The 14,770-nt window shown below is 54.3% G+C and carries 21 protein-coding genes; all 21 read right to left on the minus strand.

The genetic code is table 11. From position 1 onward, the window contains the following. Nucleotides 1-3 precede the first annotated feature (3 nt). The 21 genes from H8705_RS13780 to H8705_RS04425 all read right to left on the minus strand — a co-directional run bounded on the left by H8705_RS13780 (nt 4) and on the right by H8705_RS04425 (nt 14,734). Nucleotides 4-741, minus strand: coding sequence for an Imm51 family immunity protein (locus H8705_RS13780; protein WP_449355332.1), 738 nt, complete (start codon nt 739-741; stop codon nt 4-6). Next, nucleotides 741-1,199, minus strand: a complete 459-nt coding sequence (locus H8705_RS04330) for a C-GCAxxG-C-C family (seleno)protein (protein WP_242972779.1) — start codon at nt 1,197-1,199, stop codon at nt 741-743. Before H8705_RS04330 ends, H8705_RS13780 begins: the two co-directional genes overlap by 1 nt. After that, entirely contained in the window at nt 1,187-2,056 is an 870-nt protein-coding gene (locus H8705_RS04335) for an NADAR family protein (protein ID WP_262394631.1), read from the minus strand. Before H8705_RS04335 ends, H8705_RS04330 begins: the two co-directional genes overlap by 13 nt. Before the next feature lie 10 nt (nt 2,057-2,066). Further along, nucleotides 2,067-2,666, minus strand: coding sequence for a hypothetical protein (locus tag H8705_RS04340; protein WP_262394632.1), 600 nt, complete (start codon nt 2,664-2,666; stop codon nt 2,067-2,069). A 63-nt stretch (nt 2,667-2,729) separates the two neighbouring features. Next, the gene (locus H8705_RS04345) at nt 2,730-3,155 is read right to left on the minus strand and encodes a hypothetical protein (RefSeq protein ID WP_262394633.1); all 426 of its coding nucleotides are present in this window, start codon (nt 3,153-3,155) and stop codon (nt 2,730-2,732) included. A gap of 16 nt (nt 3,156-3,171) precedes the next feature. Then, complete coding sequence (locus tag H8705_RS04350) at nt 3,172-4,653, minus strand: hypothetical protein (protein ID WP_316248642.1); 1,482 nt, start codon at nt 4,651-4,653, stop codon at nt 3,172-3,174. Nucleotides 4,654-4,671: 18 nt separating this feature from the next. Further along, nucleotides 4,672-4,905, minus strand: a complete 234-nt coding sequence (locus H8705_RS04355) for a hypothetical protein (RefSeq protein WP_257340088.1) — start codon at nt 4,903-4,905, stop codon at nt 4,672-4,674. A gap of 44 nt (nt 4,906-4,949) precedes the next feature. Then, the gene (locus H8705_RS04360) at nt 4,950-5,405 is read right to left on the minus strand and encodes a DUF4259 domain-containing protein (protein WP_117546241.1); all 456 of its coding nucleotides are present in this window, start codon (nt 5,403-5,405) and stop codon (nt 4,950-4,952) included. Nucleotides 5,406-5,438: 33 nt separating this feature from the next. Next, entirely contained in the window at nt 5,439-6,398 is a 960-nt protein-coding gene (locus H8705_RS04365) for a RhsIA family immunity protein (protein WP_262394635.1), read from the minus strand. A gap of 14 nt (nt 6,399-6,412) precedes the next feature. Further along, nucleotides 6,413-7,144, minus strand: a complete 732-nt coding sequence (locus H8705_RS04370) for a DUF4241 domain-containing protein (RefSeq protein ID WP_430734559.1) — start codon at nt 7,142-7,144, stop codon at nt 6,413-6,415. Nucleotides 7,145-7,180: 36 nt separating this feature from the next. After that, nucleotides 7,181-7,528 (minus strand): DUF6572 domain-containing protein, encoded by a 348-nt coding sequence (locus H8705_RS04375; RefSeq protein WP_087290225.1) that lies wholly within the window; start codon nt 7,526-7,528, stop codon nt 7,181-7,183. A gap of 5 nt (nt 7,529-7,533) precedes the next feature. Beyond that, the gene (locus tag H8705_RS04380; protein WP_262394636.1) at nt 7,534-7,860 is read right to left on the minus strand and encodes a DUF5713 family protein; all 327 of its coding nucleotides are present in this window, start codon (nt 7,858-7,860) and stop codon (nt 7,534-7,536) included. A 13-nt stretch (nt 7,861-7,873) separates the two neighbouring features. After that, complete coding sequence (locus H8705_RS04385) at nt 7,874-8,875, minus strand: DKNYY domain-containing protein (RefSeq protein WP_262394637.1); 1,002 nt, start codon at nt 8,873-8,875, stop codon at nt 7,874-7,876. Next, nucleotides 8,872-9,426: an SUKH-3 domain-containing protein gene (locus H8705_RS04390; RefSeq protein ID WP_262394638.1), complete on the minus strand. Its 555-nt coding sequence runs from the start codon at nt 9,424-9,426 to the stop codon at nt 8,872-8,874. Before H8705_RS04390 ends, H8705_RS04385 begins: the two co-directional genes overlap by 4 nt. A 32-nt stretch (nt 9,427-9,458) precedes the next feature. Beyond that, nucleotides 9,459-9,869 carry a hypothetical protein gene (locus tag H8705_RS04395; protein ID WP_262394639.1) on the minus strand — a complete coding sequence of 137 codons (411 nt, stop codon included), beginning with the start codon at nt 9,867-9,869 and terminating at the stop codon, nt 9,459-9,461. A 16-nt stretch (nt 9,870-9,885) separates the two neighbouring features. Continuing rightward, nucleotides 9,886-10,389: a DUF2004 domain-containing protein gene (locus H8705_RS04400; protein WP_262394640.1), complete on the minus strand. Its 504-nt coding sequence runs from the start codon at nt 10,387-10,389 to the stop codon at nt 9,886-9,888. A gap of 13 nt (nt 10,390-10,402) precedes the next feature. Beyond that, a complete protein-coding gene (locus H8705_RS04405; RefSeq protein ID WP_262394641.1) occupies nt 10,403-11,242 on the minus strand; it encodes a DUF2262 domain-containing protein in 840 nt (279 codons plus the stop codon). A 14-nt stretch (nt 11,243-11,256) separates the two neighbouring features. Continuing rightward, nucleotides 11,257-11,847: a hypothetical protein gene (locus tag H8705_RS04410; protein WP_262394642.1), complete on the minus strand. Its 591-nt coding sequence runs from the start codon at nt 11,845-11,847 to the stop codon at nt 11,257-11,259. A 13-nt stretch (nt 11,848-11,860) separates the two neighbouring features. Continuing rightward, complete coding sequence (locus tag H8705_RS04415) at nt 11,861-12,481, minus strand: hypothetical protein (protein WP_262394643.1); 621 nt, start codon at nt 12,479-12,481, stop codon at nt 11,861-11,863. Between the two features lie 4 nt (nt 12,482-12,485). Continuing rightward, complete coding sequence (locus H8705_RS04420; protein WP_262394928.1) at nt 12,486-13,565, minus strand: ankyrin repeat domain-containing protein; 1,080 nt, start codon at nt 13,563-13,565, stop codon at nt 12,486-12,488. A 26-nt stretch (nt 13,566-13,591) separates the two neighbouring features. After that, nucleotides 13,592-14,734, minus strand: a complete 1,143-nt coding sequence (locus H8705_RS04425; protein WP_119979891.1) for a hypothetical protein — start codon at nt 14,732-14,734, stop codon at nt 13,592-13,594. Nucleotides 14,735-14,770: the final 36 nt, after the last annotated feature.

A 14,770-nucleotide genomic window follows, 5' to 3' on the forward strand; every position in this document is an offset into this window, starting at 1 on the left:
TTTTCAAAACGCTCCGCTATAAAATCGGCTCTCCCAGATGGCCTCAAATTCCGCTTTCTCTATTATACAGGCATGGAACTCCTCGCCCCAGACATGGGCGTTCAATTCCTCCACGGTGGGGATCGGCGTGATCTCGATGGCGCCGTCGTAAAGGTCAGGGATGTTGCGGGTGCGGCCATCCGCAGAGATGTCAATGGAGCGGAGGGCCAGCCGCTCATTTTCGGTATCCACTTCATAGAGGATGACCGATGGTTCACCCTCCGGTGCGCCCTCCCAAAAGAGCTTGATGTACTCGATCTTGCTAAGATAAGTCCGCATCGTTTTTTCATCGGCACAGGCCGCCCGGATCATTTTGGACAGTAGCATCAAATCGTCGATGTATTGGGAGTACACGCAGAACACATCCTCGTCAGAGTCGAAGTGAAACAGACCCACACCGCTGTTGTTTTCCTCGAACTCCCGTATCACGCCCCGGACCAGCCGCTCCCAGTCTCCGCTGCTTCCAGTCAGTCCCAGCCGACGGAATTCTTCCGTCCGGAATCCATCGTTGATTTTCAGCAGAAGGGAGATGGCATAGGGGTGGTGGGGAATGAGAAAGAATGGCGCGATCTGCTCCGGCTTCACCCAGATTTTGAAGGGCGGACGCGGATCGGGTATCCAGGGCAGCATCTCCCACTGGTCGTCCGGTCTGTTTCCGTATTGGGAAAAGTCTTTCATGTAATCCCTCGCTTCCCGGCACATCAGCAGCCCAGTTGTCCTCCGTTTACCGGGCGGAATATCCTTCGGCCCGCCAGCAGTTCCTCCAGCTTTTTGGCCAGCGCCTCCACAATGGCGTGGCAGGGATTCTCAACCCCCACGATCTCCAGCTTTTGCAGCTCGACGCAGTGGAGCGTTCCATAGAAGCCCAGCATGAAGTCCGTCAATTCAGCAATCATCCCATAGCCTTCCATGTTGCTCACATCCGTCTGACCTTCTTTTGCGGTCATCAGCCCAATGATCCCCACCGCCACGGTGAAAGCGCCGCAGCAGGAGTGCTCGGTCTGCATCCCAAGGCCCATGACGGAGAACATTTTCCGGGTCTCCTCGGACAAATTCAGATGGTAATATTCATTGCAGGCCATGAACATCGCCTCGGCACAGGTCAGTTCCGTGCCGATATGGTAGTGGTTGACCAGTTCATAGAGTTTCATTGTTGCCATACCATACTCCAATCGCAAAGCATTTCATTCTGTGTCACTCTGCGCAGCTCGTCCCGCACCTCCATCAGCGCAAAGCCCAGCAGGTTTTGTCCACGCCACTTCATGGGGTCCTGGGCCTCCGGCGAACTGGCCGCGAGGCGGATGCCCCAGATGGCATCGTAGGGGCTGGCCTCCACCAGCACGCTGTCCCCGGTGGAAAGGAGAAACTCCCGCAGTTCGCGGTTCTGGCTAAATTTGTGCCAGTTGCCAAGCAGCACAATGGCGTACTTGAACTTGTCCCATACCTTCTGGTCAAAGCCCCGCACCTTGCGGCCCAGAGACTTGATCTGCTTTTGGTCGCTGCATTTCAAAATCTGGTCCCGGATCTCTTTGTCGACGAACAGCTCGGCCTTAGCAGCCATCATATACTGCTCCATGCAGAGGTAGGAGTCAGCCGTCGTATAGAAGTCCTCCATCCACCACTGGCTGAGGCAGCTTTTTGTCAGCTGGCCGTCCTCGGATAGCTGATGGCCCCAGAACAGGCACAGCTCTCGTGGTTTCCCCGCAGTAAACTCCTGCTGGAGCCACTGGCGGGTGTACTTGGGCCTGCCCTCTGGCTGCCACGCCTCCACCAGGAAGTCGCCGTGTACCAGCACTTCACCAGTGTCCTCGTCCTCCCACCAGCCCTTCCAGGTCACCGGCTCAGGAAAGAGGGTGCGGTATTCCGCCCGCTCCTCCGGGGAGAGGGTGTCCAGCCAATGGCCGAACCGGTCTATGTAATCCTCCCCATAGCCCATGCGCCAGCCGATGGAGTATCGCTCGATCTCCCGGTGAGCCAGCCAAGGTGGAGGCATGATTTTCTGATCTTGTAGTGCCATATTGTTTTCCTCATTTCTCTTGCAGCTTCTTCAGCAGCTTCACGATCCGCTCCCGGTTTTTCGCGGTTTTCATGAAGACGGGGAGATGGTCGGCCTGGGTCATTTTCGCTCTTCCCGGCGGCTTTTCCCGCAGGCCGGCGCTGAGATAGCCGATCAGATAGGCCAGGTGCTCCCGGTTGAGGGCCCAGACCGGCTTCCCCTGGAAGGAGGTCAAAAACCACAGTTCCAGGCCGAACCAGGGGTCCTTGCCGCCCTGAATCTCTGCACCATAGGAGAAAGCCTCCGCCGTCTTGTGTACCGCGCCCGGCATGGTTGCCCCGCAATAGGGACAGGTCACATGGAGAACGGAATAGTGCTGCTTTGCCTCATCTTCAATATCCACCCGGTAGTATCTTCCGCAGTTTTTGCACTGGTTATGGACATCGTAGCGGTAGACCGTCCGATCCTGTGTCATCCGGTGGCCGCAGCTCAGGCACCGGAAATAGGCGTTATCATCGTCCGCTGTCACCACACCCGCCCCATGGCACTTGGGGCATTTTACCTGGATGCCGGTGGTGAAGGCGCTGTAGGCACTGTGGGTGAAATAGGGTTTATCGACAACTCGGCTCATGCGCCCACACACTCCTTTCGGGTAATTACTTTCACAGCCGAAACCGGAATGGGTTCAAATCTTTCACAGTTTCGCAATCTCATCCAACCAGAAAGTATCAATTTCAGAGGTGTAGTCAAGTGATTTTAACAGATGTTTGTATTCACTCAGATTGGGATTTTTCTTATCTGCAATGATGCGGAACATGAGAGCAATTGTGTATTCAGTTGGCTTTCTTTTCAGCGATGCGACCAATTCTTCCTCATAGCCTTCATGGTAAAACTTCTCCATAAAGCTACCCAACGGCCCAGGACCGCCAAAATCAATATTGGGAGAAGATTCAATCAGTTCCAAGATCGGTCTTACAGCATCAAAAGGTGTTTCGCACTGTTCCAGTTCATCAGTTAAATCAAAGACCGGATCTATAAACTGATATTTGTCGCCTGTGGTGGCAGCCTTGTCGATTGCCTTTTTTATCTCTTCCAACAGTTCTGTGATTCTTGTATCCATTGTTTTTTCAACCTCCTCAAAAATCTCGAAGCTCATCAAACTTCTCAATCAGGGAATCTTTCTGGAGTGTGTCGCCTGGCAGGGCATCCAGGATACCCCGCAGGGCCATATAGATTTCATCCCGCTCCTCGGTTTCGATAAAGCCCATCTTGTTGAAGGTCTGGGTGTAGGCGGCCACCGCCTCCAGCGCCTGGGCCTGGGCGTCCCCGCCCGGTTCCGCGGCCAGCTTCATCAGCTGGGCGCGGGTCTTACGGTATTGATTGGCTGCCTTTTTCGCAGCGGAGGCGGGAATATGCTCCGCGCCGTCCCAGCCCCGGAAGGGATTGTCCAAATTTTGCGCCAGCCACTCCGGTTTCCGGGGCTTGGTGATCCGCAGGTCCATGCCCGGCCTGCCCTTCCAGAACCGTTTAGCCGCCTTTGCCGCATCCTCTGGCAGGCTGGTCATCCAGAACCATCTGAGGTTTGGCATCGGCTCCGGGGTGGGGATGTCGTCCGCCCCGAAGCCGAACAGGTCATAGGTGGAGAGGTTCGTCAGTTCCCGGAACCCTCCCACGGCGAAGAAGTTCCCCAGGTTTCCCGGCGCGCCCCAGAGCCTCAGCTCTTTCAGGCGGGGATGGACAGCGGCCAGTCCGGTCAGATCAAAGTCCTTCAGCTGGATGCCATGCAGCCCCCATAGGTTCGGCAGTTCCGTGTGCGGGCGGTATTCCCCGATAAATTGGAGGGTCAAACCGCTGCCATCTTCGGGGGCATGGATGGTACAAGCGTCCGGCCCCTTGTTCTGGAATAGGAGCTGCTCCGTTCCCTCACACAGCCACAGTTCCTCCAGCCCGGTCATGTCCAGCATCAGCTTTCTGATGCTGGTGCCTCGCAGATCCAGGGTCCTCTGGCCGTGGTTTAGCAGGGTCAGCTCATCGAGGAAGGGGGTTCCCCGCAAAAACTCCAGCAGATCCGGGTGCCACCGCTGGCAGATAAGGGCGGAGAGGCAGGGCAGTGCCTCCAGTTCCAGCGCCGAATCGAATGGCTCGTACTGGTCCATGATCCGATGGCTGCTGACCTTCACCGGGATGCCGCCGATCTCCGTCACCCCGTCGCTCTCCATGGCCTCCTTGAAGGCCCGCCGCCGTTCCTCCGGGATGGCCTGCCACCGGATCTGGAGGTACACATCATAGCCGTCATTCCAGCCGCCGTAGGAGCGGCAGGGCTCATCGGTGAAGGGCGGCAGGGTCCCCACAAGCGTGTACTGGGGCGGGACCTCCACCGGCACCCGCAGCAGGTGGAGCTCCCGGGGCCAGTACATGAAGTCCTTGTAGAGCGGGCGGAGATGGGGCAGTTCCTCCGCAGTCAGAGGGGCGTCGCCCACCCAATCCAGAGAGAGGACCACTGCCCAAGATTCTTTGCTCACCGAGTCCGGCGGCGCAATATAGGCCACCTGGCAGGCGGTGTAGCGTTTCAGATATTGGTTATAGACTGTATAGACCTCTCCGGCGGTGGCTTTCATGGTATCACGCTCCTCTCATCAGTTCTTTTCCAGATAGAATCCCCATACGCAGTTGGAGAACTCCCCGGCAGCAAAGCGGTGAATCTGCCCGTTGATCTCCACCTGCCAGACCTCGAAGGTATGGTCTTGGTGATAGATTGGGTCTTTGACTTTTACTCGCTTGCCGGTGGTTTTCCAGTTGTAGTCAAAGATGTTCACACCGAACAATTTACATTGACCGTCTGGGCCAAAGGTTTCATATTCCCAAGCCATGTGATGCCTCACAATTCAACACACTTACCTACAAAGCAACGATTTTATTCCTGCTGTAAGAGTTCTATCAAAGAATCCAAATGCTTATCCCACGATTCCCAGTTATTACTTTCTTTCCAAAGTTCTACGATTTCTCTTTCGCCATCTTCATCAGGAACTTGATTTTTAATACTCCTCAATCGCCTAAGAAGGTCTTTTCGAGCAGTAGCTGAAGCTGAGAAATTCGTTATTGCTGACCAAACATTAGAATCCTCATCATCGTAGTTTAGCTTTCCTGTTTTCTGCCATTCAGAATAAAGTTCTGCGATAGCGATGGCGGTATTATCATAGAGAAAGTCAATTTCGTTCACTGTTTCTCCAAGAAAACCTTCCTCTTTCAGAAAGCCTATCAATCCACCCAAAGTCAGTTTCTTATGTTTGGGTAAATAATCTGTTTTCAAAAGGAAAATTAAGTCTAAGCCATTATCGCTTTCCAATGCTTTTACACCCCATGAACCCATCTTCCTACACCTCCAATCTGATTCTCATGAACTTCACAATCCCGTGCGCTGCCAGCCGTCCAGCCGCTCCTGAACCCCGTCGATCATCCAGTTATCGCCCACACGCCTCATGAGGAAGCGGCGGTCAAAGCCGGTGTTTTTCTCCCTGGTGTAGATGTAGAGTTTGTTCTTGGTGATCTGCTCCGCGTCAAGGAATTCTTCCCCGTTGTAGGTACCCTGGGCACTGTATGAGAGGCCCAGAGGCCGGTAGCCCGGACGGGGCTTTTCGCTCACATACTTTTCCCAGATCGCCAGCAGGCGGGGCACAGCCTCGGCATCTTCAAACCCGGCCTGCTCCATGTACTGCTCCCATTCTGTCATTTCCGAAAAGAAAGCGGACAACACCCTGCGGCATTCCGCCGCCGCCTGTTCGTCCAGCGGGACGGGCTTTTTGGCCTTTTCCCGCTGGAGCTGGGAGAAGTGTTCCATCTGCTCCTTGGTGAATTGCACATGGGCCACCGGCTCGATGCGGTTGTTGCCAGCGATGGCCAGCAGGCCCTCATAGGTAACGGCGGTATGGTCGATCTGGATGTGGGAGAGCTTGGGGATGGAGGCCGCCTGGAGCAGACCGGCATCATCCAGCCCGGTGCGGTTGAGTGTCAGAAGGTCCAGCTTGCAGCCTTGCAAGGCGGGCAGGCCGCTGCCGTGGATGGCGGCGTTGCCGTCCAGCAGCAGATAGCGCAGCTTGGGCATAGCGGAAAAAACGGGGAAACAGGCATCAGTGAGCGCACTGTCCTCTACGCCGAAGTTGGCCATGCTTTTATGCCCAGCAAAGGGGGCAAGCAGTTCATCGGTCACCGGATAGCCTTTCACATGAAAGCCCACCAGGGTGTAAGCGGCCAGCTGCTCCATGATCTCTGCGGTCAGCTCCGGGACTTCAAATTGCTTTTCTCCGTCTAAGGTCAGGACACCGCTCTCCCAGTTCACTGTCCGCGCCCGTTTTGGCCAATCCATCGCTGCTTCCCTCCTTACGCCTGCTCCTTGTAGCTGGCTTCAATGTCGATGAAGCGCACATACACGGCGCAGATTTCACCTTTCGCGTCATAGCCGAAGTAGACCGGATAGTAGCCGTCCCCCCAGCCAGAGGCAAAGATGGGCAGATTGCAGTCCGTGTCAGGCACCGTCCAGTTGAGCCAGTCGCCGCAGTCTCCCTGATATTTGGGGTAGGCTTTGGCGTTTTCCTCCAGGAGATCGCAGAACAGGTCGTTGTAGGGGTCAATGTCCGGGTCTTCTTCCAAACGCTTGGCCCAGTAGGTCTTGAAGGCCGCCTGGGTCTGGATGTCCGCAACACAGCCCATTCCAGCGTCTACGCCAAAGCCAAAATACTCGTCCTCGCCCAATTCCTCGTCCAGATCCTCTTTGCCGGTCATGCCCAGCTCATAGCGGACAGGCTTTTCCCGGCTAACTTCCACCTTGACACAGGCATAGCGGTCACCATATTTCTCACTGGGCACCACACAGATCTTTACAGGATAAGTCCCGGCGGGGATTGTCTGTATAAAGGGCGGTGTGTCCTCCAGCTCCACCAGCGGATCGCAGGCGAAAATTGTTCCGGTAGGAAAGAGGACGGCCCCGATGTCCAGCACATCCACGCCCATATTCCCAATCACTTTCTCAGTGAAATGAGCGTCCAGGTCCGTTTTGCAGGCCAGTTTGTCCTTAACGGATTCATATTTGTTCAGCCATTCTGTTGTCGGCATACTCGTTTCCTCCTGTTGATTTGGTTTGAGCATAGGTCAGCTCTCTACGATGCGAACCTGTTTTCCTCCAATTTCAAATTCCAGCTTTACGCCATAGTCCGCCGCCCAAGCAGGGCACTTGCTGAGCAGGGCCAGGATGTGCTCATCCGGCTCCCGGCCAAGGGTCACACGCAAGATTACGGGCCAGCCACCATATTCCTTTTGAAACTCCTCACTCTGGGTGTGGTTCAGATAGCCCTCCATCTTGTCGAGCAGGGCCTTCTGCGTTTCCGGGGAGCCGTCAATAAAGCCATTGCAGACCAAAACCATTACCACTTCTCCCGTTTTGGTTTCTGCCAGAATGTCGATCTTATCCAGGTCGCCAAACATATTTTCAATGGACATTGTTTTCACCAGTCCCTTTCTCGGATGGCCTCCTCAATATCAATCGGAATGCCGAACCACTCCAGAATGTAGGCCACAGTGACTCCAATACAATCCCGGGCCACCGTTTCGATTTCGCTGTCGTTCTCGTCAAACTCCTCCTGGAGATCATTGATGCCGCAGACCGCCTCGTCCAGCATCTCCTGCACCACTTCGATGTCGGTTTCGCCGCTCTCCAACAGGTCGATGACCTTCTGGAGCTCGTCCTTTACCTTATCCACCAGAAAAGCAGGATAGTAATCGTCCTGATACATCTCGTCCAGCAGTTTGTAATTGGGGTCAAATGTTTTCATGGAAGTGCTCCTTTCATTTTTCCTGTATTACTTGAAGCCTTTCCCGCCACAGCGGTTCTTCAATCATCTCATCGTTTTGGTAAAAATGTTCCTTGTCACGGGCCAGATGATCGGCAAGCGGTGGTGCGTCTGGCGGGGTGTATACCGTAAAACTGTCCCGATCCGCCCCCTTAATCTCCCGGTTGAGGTAGTACACCCGCTTGGCATCGCGGGAATACCAATGACCGAGCAATTCCCATGAGGGCAGATCCGCCTTGGGAAGCTGCTTACCGTAAGCATAGATTCGTTTCTCATCCCTGGCAAAATAGGTGTCGCCCAACGAGAGGAAAGAGGAAACTTCCGCGCCTTTGATGATCTTCACCTTGCCGTCTCCGTTGTGGAAGTAGACCTGCCGGCCGTCCTTTGCATATCCCTGGGGCGCACCAGAATCGTTCTGGCCGTTGTCCAACACCTGGAAGGCTGCCAGCTCTACATCCGGGATTCTCCCGCTGGTAGTGTAGACGGCTGTTTTGTCCATCGCGTAGGCATAGTTTAACACCCGAAACGATGCCGGATCTGCTCCACGCAGGCGAATCCCACCGAGAAAGCAGGCCGTAGAGGATTTGCCCCAGTAATGCCAGCAGCAGAAGTCTTTGGGCGAAACACCCTTCAACAAGCCGTTTTCATATAGGCCAGAGAAATATACGGCTCCATCCTGAAAGAAAAACTCATTGTCCACCGGCTCTATGTTTGTGATCGGCTGCAGCAGTTCCTCGTGATGATCTGTTATGCTCAGTTCGATTTCGTCGTCGCTATAAACTAAGTAGAGCCCATGAGGGGCCTTTCTATCGAAATGCAGTTCAATATCATGATATTTGAGGATCAAAGGTTTCCCGTCGCTTTTCATGGTGGAAACAGCATCGGGATTCCCGAAGATTTCTATGACCTCATCCTGCGATATTCCGAATTTCAGCGGTGAAATGTTCCGCGGATTCTGCAATATTTGATTGCGCCAAATAGTAAAGTCCTGTTTCATAGTTTTCCATCCAGTGCCTCAACCGTTTTCATGGCGGCGGAATCAAATTTGCACTGCCGCAGATCCCGTTCAATCAGGGCAAACACATCCGGAAAGCACTCGATCTCGTCCTGATACTCATATTTCGCATACAGTTTCCCATACTCGGAGATCCAGACCTCTGCCGGGTAGTAGTAGCCGATATGACCGATGGGCTGGCATTTTTCACCGGCAGCTTGTTCAATCTCTGCCAGTTCACAGCCGGACATATCCCGAAAATAGGCTTCTTCCAAATGGTTTTTGATCCCGTTGACCAGGTAAGGGAACAAAGCGAATTGGAAGTCAGCCGCCCAGTTCAGTTTTTTCTGTTCCAGGTACCACTCACAGCACAGGCCGAAATACTTGCGGTAAAACCGCTGGGTGGTCTTCATCATCGGGACACCATGATCGGCGTAATATTGCTCCGCAATGGAGATGTCCACTTTTCGTCCTTCCCGCCATCCGGCGTACTCCATCAGCTGCTTGACCTTGCTTTTAAGATCGCCGGAAATGGGGATGCGTTCTTTGATCATGGTGGTTACCTCCATTACCAGATTTCAGACAATTACAACTCTGCCACAAACTCATAGGAAACTGCAATGATGTTGTAAACATCATCGTATGTAAACAGCCGGTAGTGCCGATAGATGCCTTTGTCAAAGTCCTCCCGCACTGGCAGAGACTTCAGCCAGGTGCTGTCCTCAATTAAATCGAAGGAACTGCCATCCAGATACTCCGTCCCAGCCATATTTTCATAGGTGTCCAATTCACAGGTAAAATAGGCCAGCACCTGCCGGAAGGTGAGTGTGTAGGGAAACCAGTCTTTTTCATCCCTGTGCTGGGAGATTAGATGGCCATTGATGTCTCCCGTAAAGGTCAGATTGTTCAGAGCATCCTGTTTCACCTGATCCAGATAGATGCAGTCCCGTCCCTTCAAAACACCTAAGCAGGTATTAACAGCAGCCGCTTTTTCCATAGGCAATTCTCTTTCATCAGCTTTCATGGGTAATACAGAAAATCTCCTTGTTCAAGTCAAAGTAGATTACCATCAGCTCGTCGGTGATCTCCGGGTTGAAGGACAGATCCATAATGAAAACTTGTTGATCCATCTCGTCATCCACCAGGCTGCCGAACCGCTTGAGCTTCAAAAAGTCCACCATCTCGGCAAAGGACAGCTTGGATGGGTCGGTTCCCGGAAAAAGTTCCGCCGCAATATCCGGGCCTACATCGTCCCGGTGGAACTCCATGAAAAATGTCACAACGCTATGGTAGCGGCTGTCCTCGTCCGCCAGCGCCGCTTTGATGGCGGCTTTGGCCTTCTCCGCCAATTCCTCCGCCTCATCCAGCATTTCTCCCACCGCATCCATGGCAGCAGGATCGCCAGTCAGTTCTTCCTCTACATCGAAGAGAAAGGGCAGTCCCGATTCCTCGGGAAAGTTGAAGATTTCCTCGCCGGGTGTATATGTAAAATCAATGCGTTTACAGTTCAGTTTCATAATGTTATCCTCCTTACCCCTCAATGTTGGCAGTTTTGAGGCCCTTTTTCAAAGAGCCGTAGACCGTCACCGCATGGTCGGTGAAGATCTCGTCGCAGTCAAACCAGGCGGTGAAGCTGCCGCCGGAGGTGACGGACAGGCTCGTCATGCTGATCCGCCGGGCCAGTTCTCCCTCTGTGATGGGGTCGGTTTCCGGGTCACGGGGATTTTCTTCATCTTGGGAGAGCCAGTTGTTGGCCAGCTCGGTCAGGTTCTTGGCTGCAAGCTCCCGCATGGCTTTGTCCCAGGTGTCACAGTCGGCCAGCAGCTTCTTGGCGGCGCTGCGAGCGCGGGTCCAGGAGGGCTTGCTCTCGGCATTGACTTCCAGAGAAAGGCTCACATCCTTTCCGCACCACTGGATTTCGCCCTCGAAGGTATCATAGTCCTTGTCCAGTGTCAGTTCTCCCAGCACCTGGTCCTGGATCACCACTGGCTTGTGGTACTCGTCCAGAACGGCCTGGAGTTCCGGGCAGTCCTCGTGGGCCTTGACCACCTGGGAGATACACCAGGGGCGCACCACCAGATCCTTTGCCAATTCTTCTTTCATCCGGCGGATCTTCAGGCGGCAGATCTGTTCCTTTCCAAAGCGGCCCCAGCCCTTTTCGCTGTTGCGCTCCTCCTCGGTGACCGGCCATTCCAGCCGCTCCTCCTTGGTGGTGACCTCGCCGGTGTCACAGAACACCATGCCCAGGGTCACAACAGTCATTTCCCAAAAGCTGCCTTTCCAGTTATATCCGCCACCGATGCAGCGATTGATCAGAGCCACCACTTCCTGCTCCTCGGGCTCGTACATCTCATAGAATTCTTCAAACATCGGTGTAGCCTCCTTTACAGAAGTTCCAGCACTGCGGCGGCAGGCTCGGCAAACTCCGCCGGGGCTTGCTCCAATACGCTCCGATAGGCCAGCATCGCCTGCCAGGAGTAATAATAGAAACTGTAAAACTCGTCTGCTGGGAAGACCTCGTCCTCCTCGTAGCGCATCTCATCTTCTTCCTCGTCGTATTCCTCCGACCACAGGTATTCTTCCTTCAGCAGATCGGAGAACAGCGTCAGCGGCTCGGCGTGTTCCATCTCATCTCCATCACGGAAGCACTGGAGGATGCAGGAGAAGAAGTCCAGCAGCTCCCCGGCCAGGAAATGGGCTGCGGGGTTCTGCCCGCTGTCTGCGAGGGCCTTCTCCAGAATTCGGCTCAGGAACACCATGCCAAAGGGGGTGGCGTGCCAAAGGGTACTCTGGTGCTCCATGTTGGTGGTGAGCTCGTAGAGGGACTCTTTGACGGACGCCAAATCACGCATCTGCTCCAGCACTGTCAGGTGTGTGGGAAAATCCGTCCCCCGGCCATAGGCGGTGGTGAGCCGGTGCCACGGGACATCAGCGACCTTGAGATGGGTGATGTAGGTTCTGTTCTTCTCTGTCATGTTGCTGCCCTCCTTATCCCGCCGTCTGGCTGAGGTACTCCTTCTCCAGCGCGGTGTACCACCGTTTCAGCATGGTTTCCAGACTGCTTTTCCCGCCTCGATCTGTAAAAACAAGGAACTTTTGCATCAGTCTGGGGAAAAAATATTTGCCCGCTGTTGTCAGATCCTGATTGAGATAGACCATCCGCAGGATACGGCCCTGCCGGTCCAGAGGGTTCTTTTTCAGCAGCTCCTTTTCAAAGCAGAAGCGCAGGAATACCACATTCTCGTCGTAGAAGTCCTCCACCACAGCCGCGCCAATGCTGGTGTATGTGATGTCGTACACCAAACGGCTCCAGTCAAATTTCTCGGCATAGAGCAGTTTCAGCGCCTTTGCCCAGTGTTCCTCCGGGATCACCAGCATCCTGTGCTGGGCGGTACTGGAGTAGCCACGGTAGACGGGTTCCGGCTGCCCCAGGAGTTCACTCACACTGTCGGCGTAGACGAAGCACAACTCCTCATCGAACAGGCCACCGATGAAGTTGCCGTTGCAGTACAACATATAATTCTTGGACTTGGCTGGAGAATAAGAACGGCTATATTCCTGCGAGTCCAGGCTTTTATGTACCTTGTTCAGAAAGTCTATTGATGTCATGGCTTTACTCCTCAAACTCGCCCTCGATCATCCCGTTCAGATACCGACCGGGATCTGCGATGAAGTCATCCCATTTGGCCAGAGGGTGGAATTCCTCATGCTCGATGTCCAGATACCATAGTTTCTTGTCCCTGGGGCTCCACAGCAGCAGATAGTCGCTGTAGTTGTCCATCTGCACCATGAGGGAGAGCAGCTTCTTCCGTTTCCAGGTCATCTCCTGCACATCCATGAAGGAGTAGAGTTCCGCCCACTTCACCCATTCCTGATCCGGGAACTCCAGTCGCAGGGGGCCGGTCTTCAAGTATTCCACCAGCTTGGCGGGCAGCTTGTATGGCATAAGTTGCCGGATCTTTTCCTGCTCGTTGTGCCATTCCTCCGGTTCCAGGGCCTTCAGGTAGTCGGCCAACTCCTGATTTCTGTTCTGTACCGCCACGGTGTAAGGCCGGTCGCCGTATTTGTCAGCAATGGTGATGTCGGCTCCTTGCTCAATGAGCCAGCGCACCATGGGGAGATTTTTGTGTCGGACAGCTTCAGTGACAGCGGTGGAGGCGTTCGGAAACACCATGTCCGGCTTGTGGTAATTGATGTCTGCCCCTTTTTCCAGAAGCAGTCGGGCAAGTTTGGTATTGCCCTCGGACACAGCGGCCCGGAATGCCTCGCCGCCAAACTTTTCCACTGTGATCCCGGCTTGCTCCAGTACCTGGATATTCTCCGCTCGCTGTCCCCAGCGCACTTCCTGGAAGGCACGCTCTTTCTGCTTCGGAGTGAGTTTTGCGGCCTGTCCAGCAAAGAGCGCCACCACCTCCGGCCCACAACAGCGGGCGGCGGTGAGCAGCAGGGGCTGTTCCTCTGCCAGACCGGGATCGGCTCCATGCTCCAGTAGGAAGTGAATCATGGGCACATCATTCCGAAAAACCGCGATCTCCAATGGCATCAGCTTGATGTATTCGCTGAGCTGGATGGGAACATCCAAATCCAGACCGCCCTGAAGCAACGCCTCCAGCTTGGGAGTATCATGGTCACAGATGGCGGCAGCCGTTTCCGGGAGGGTCTCCCAGCGGCCAATATATGCAATTTGGTACATAAGGCACCTGCTTTCTCGACTTGTACTCATTCATCCCCGAACCGCTCAGCAGCGTCTTTGTAAACAGTGATGCTCTTAGCCACCTTCTTTTTCTGGCTACGGATGCGGAAATAGTCCCACAGAACGCGCTTCAGTTCCGGGTTCTCCACCTTGAGGGGTAGCAGGCTGATGAACATTTCGTCGTAGCTTCCATATAGCACACCGCCCCGGTTGTAGGTCTGCCATGTCACCGTAGGTTTGCGGCCCTCCGGGTCCTTGGCCAAATCAAAGAGCCACCGCTCATCCAGATCCACATAGCGTTCAATCATAAACCTTGTGTCATAGGTTCCATAGCTATAATCCCCCCAGAAAATCAGAGCGATCATTCCATCCGGGCCCAGGCGTTCATAGGTCCAGTCTTCCGGATAACAGCGGTAATGGAGCATTCCCAGCGCATGGAACAAATAGCCTTTTTGCGGCGTATCCAGAAGGGGTGAATAGGTCTCGTACACCTGCTCCTTGGGCTGGGTGATGATCGCCTTCATAAAGACCGGCATCAGCCAGCTGCCGCCATAGCGTTCATTCAGCTCATCAGCCAATGCTTGCAGTCGCTCATCCGGGTTGCGGATCAGGGAGGCGGTAAGTACCACAGCGGGAATTTTCTCTTTTTCCTTGGGGGTGGCATCCCAAATGCGAAGCCCGTCCGTGATCCACCAGGAGGTGCAGTCATCATCGGAATAAACAGGCGCGCGTTTCAGCTGGGCGATCCGCTGGGTGTTCTCCGCCAGGAAGCGGTAGACCTCCAGCATTTTAGGCGAGGCTTTCCCCAACATCAAATGGAAACAGAAGTTCAGTTGTTCTATATTCAGTGGCTTTGTGTCCCCCTCGTCCAGCAGCTGGGAGAGAGTCTTCAGAATAACTGGGGCAATCTGCTCCGATACACAGTCGGAACAGGCATCCGACATGATATTGCTGCCCATCCATTTGCCCTTGACCAGCTTGGCCCACAGTGGGGCAGCAGGGGCATACTCCAGCTGCGCCAAAGCCTTTTGAGCAGCCGTTTTGCATTTGCCCTTTTCTGTATTCACAAGCTGGAACAGCAGTTCGCCGTTTGCTTCATCCTTGCCCAGCTCCAAAATGGCCTGTTCTCGCTTTACGCCCTTGGGAGGCAGTTGTTCCAAAGTCATCATTCATTTTTCTCCTATCCCACAATGGTGGTTTCCTTG

It is taken from the genome of Youxingia wuxianensis (assembly GCF_014385085.1).
GTDB classification, from domain to species: domain Bacteria; phylum Bacillota; class Clostridia; order Oscillospirales; family Ruminococcaceae; genus Youxingia; species Youxingia wuxianensis.

Excerpts from the sequence above, each read along its gene's own strand:
- H8705_RS04385 (WP_262394637.1), bottom strand. The coding sequence starts at position 8,875 with ATGAAACAGGACTTTACTATTTGGCGCAATCAAATATTGCAGAATCCG.
- H8705_RS04410 (WP_262394642.1), bottom strand. The coding sequence starts at position 11,847 with ATGACAGAGAAGAACAGAACCTACATCACCCATCTCAAGGTCGCTGAT.
- H8705_RS04365 (WP_262394635.1), bottom strand. The coding sequence starts at position 6,398 with ATGGATTGGCCAAAACGGGCGCGGACAGTGAACTGGGAGAGCGGTGTC.
- H8705_RS04395 (WP_262394639.1), bottom strand. The coding sequence starts at position 9,869 with ATGGAAAAAGCGGCTGCTGTTAATACCTGCTTAGGTGTTTTGAAGGGA.
- H8705_RS13780 (WP_449355332.1), bottom strand. The coding sequence starts at position 741 with ATGTGCCGGGAAGCGAGGGATTACATGAAAGACTTTTCCCAATACGGA.
- H8705_RS04415 (WP_262394643.1), bottom strand. The coding sequence starts at position 12,481 with ATGACATCAATAGACTTTCTGAACAAGGTACATAAAAGCCTGGACTCG.
- H8705_RS04425 (WP_119979891.1), bottom strand. The coding sequence starts at position 14,734 with ATGATGACTTTGGAACAACTGCCTCCCAAGGGCGTAAAGCGAGAACAG.
- H8705_RS04350 (WP_316248642.1), bottom strand. The coding sequence starts at position 4,653 with ATGAAAGCCACCGCCGGAGAGGTCTATACAGTCTATAACCAATATCTG.
- H8705_RS04400 (WP_262394640.1), bottom strand. The coding sequence starts at position 10,389 with ATGAAACTGAACTGTAAACGCATTGATTTTACATATACACCCGGCGAG.
- H8705_RS04355 (WP_257340088.1), bottom strand. The coding sequence starts at position 4,905 with ATGGCTTGGGAATATGAAACCTTTGGCCCAGACGGTCAATGTAAATTG.
- H8705_RS04335 (WP_262394631.1), bottom strand. The coding sequence starts at position 2,056 with ATGGCACTACAAGATCAGAAAATCATGCCTCCACCTTGGCTGGCTCAC.
- H8705_RS04390 (WP_262394638.1), bottom strand. The coding sequence starts at position 9,426 with ATGATCAAAGAACGCATCCCCATTTCCGGCGATCTTAAAAGCAAGGTC.
- H8705_RS04370 (WP_430734559.1), bottom strand. The coding sequence starts at position 7,144 with ATGCCGACAACAGAATGGCTGAACAAATATGAATCCGTTAAGGACAAA.
- H8705_RS04345 (WP_262394633.1), bottom strand. The coding sequence starts at position 3,155 with ATGGATACAAGAATCACAGAACTGTTGGAAGAGATAAAAAAGGCAATC.
- H8705_RS04375 (WP_087290225.1), bottom strand. The coding sequence starts at position 7,528 with ATGTCCATTGAAAATATGTTTGGCGACCTGGATAAGATCGACATTCTG.
- H8705_RS04330 (WP_242972779.1), bottom strand. The coding sequence starts at position 1,199 with ATGGCAACAATGAAACTCTATGAACTGGTCAACCACTACCATATCGGC.
- H8705_RS04420 (WP_262394928.1), bottom strand. The coding sequence starts at position 13,565 with ATGTACCAAATTGCATATATTGGCCGCTGGGAGACCCTCCCGGAAACG.
- H8705_RS04360 (WP_117546241.1), bottom strand. The coding sequence starts at position 5,405 with ATGGGTTCATGGGGTGTAAAAGCATTGGAAAGCGATAATGGCTTAGAC.
- H8705_RS04380 (WP_262394636.1), bottom strand. The coding sequence starts at position 7,860 with ATGAAAACATTTGACCCCAATTACAAACTGCTGGACGAGATGTATCAG.
- H8705_RS04405 (WP_262394641.1), bottom strand. The coding sequence starts at position 11,242 with ATGTTTGAAGAATTCTATGAGATGTACGAGCCCGAGGAGCAGGAAGTG.
- H8705_RS04340 (WP_262394632.1), bottom strand. The coding sequence starts at position 2,666 with ATGAGCCGAGTTGTCGATAAACCCTATTTCACCCACAGTGCCTACAGC.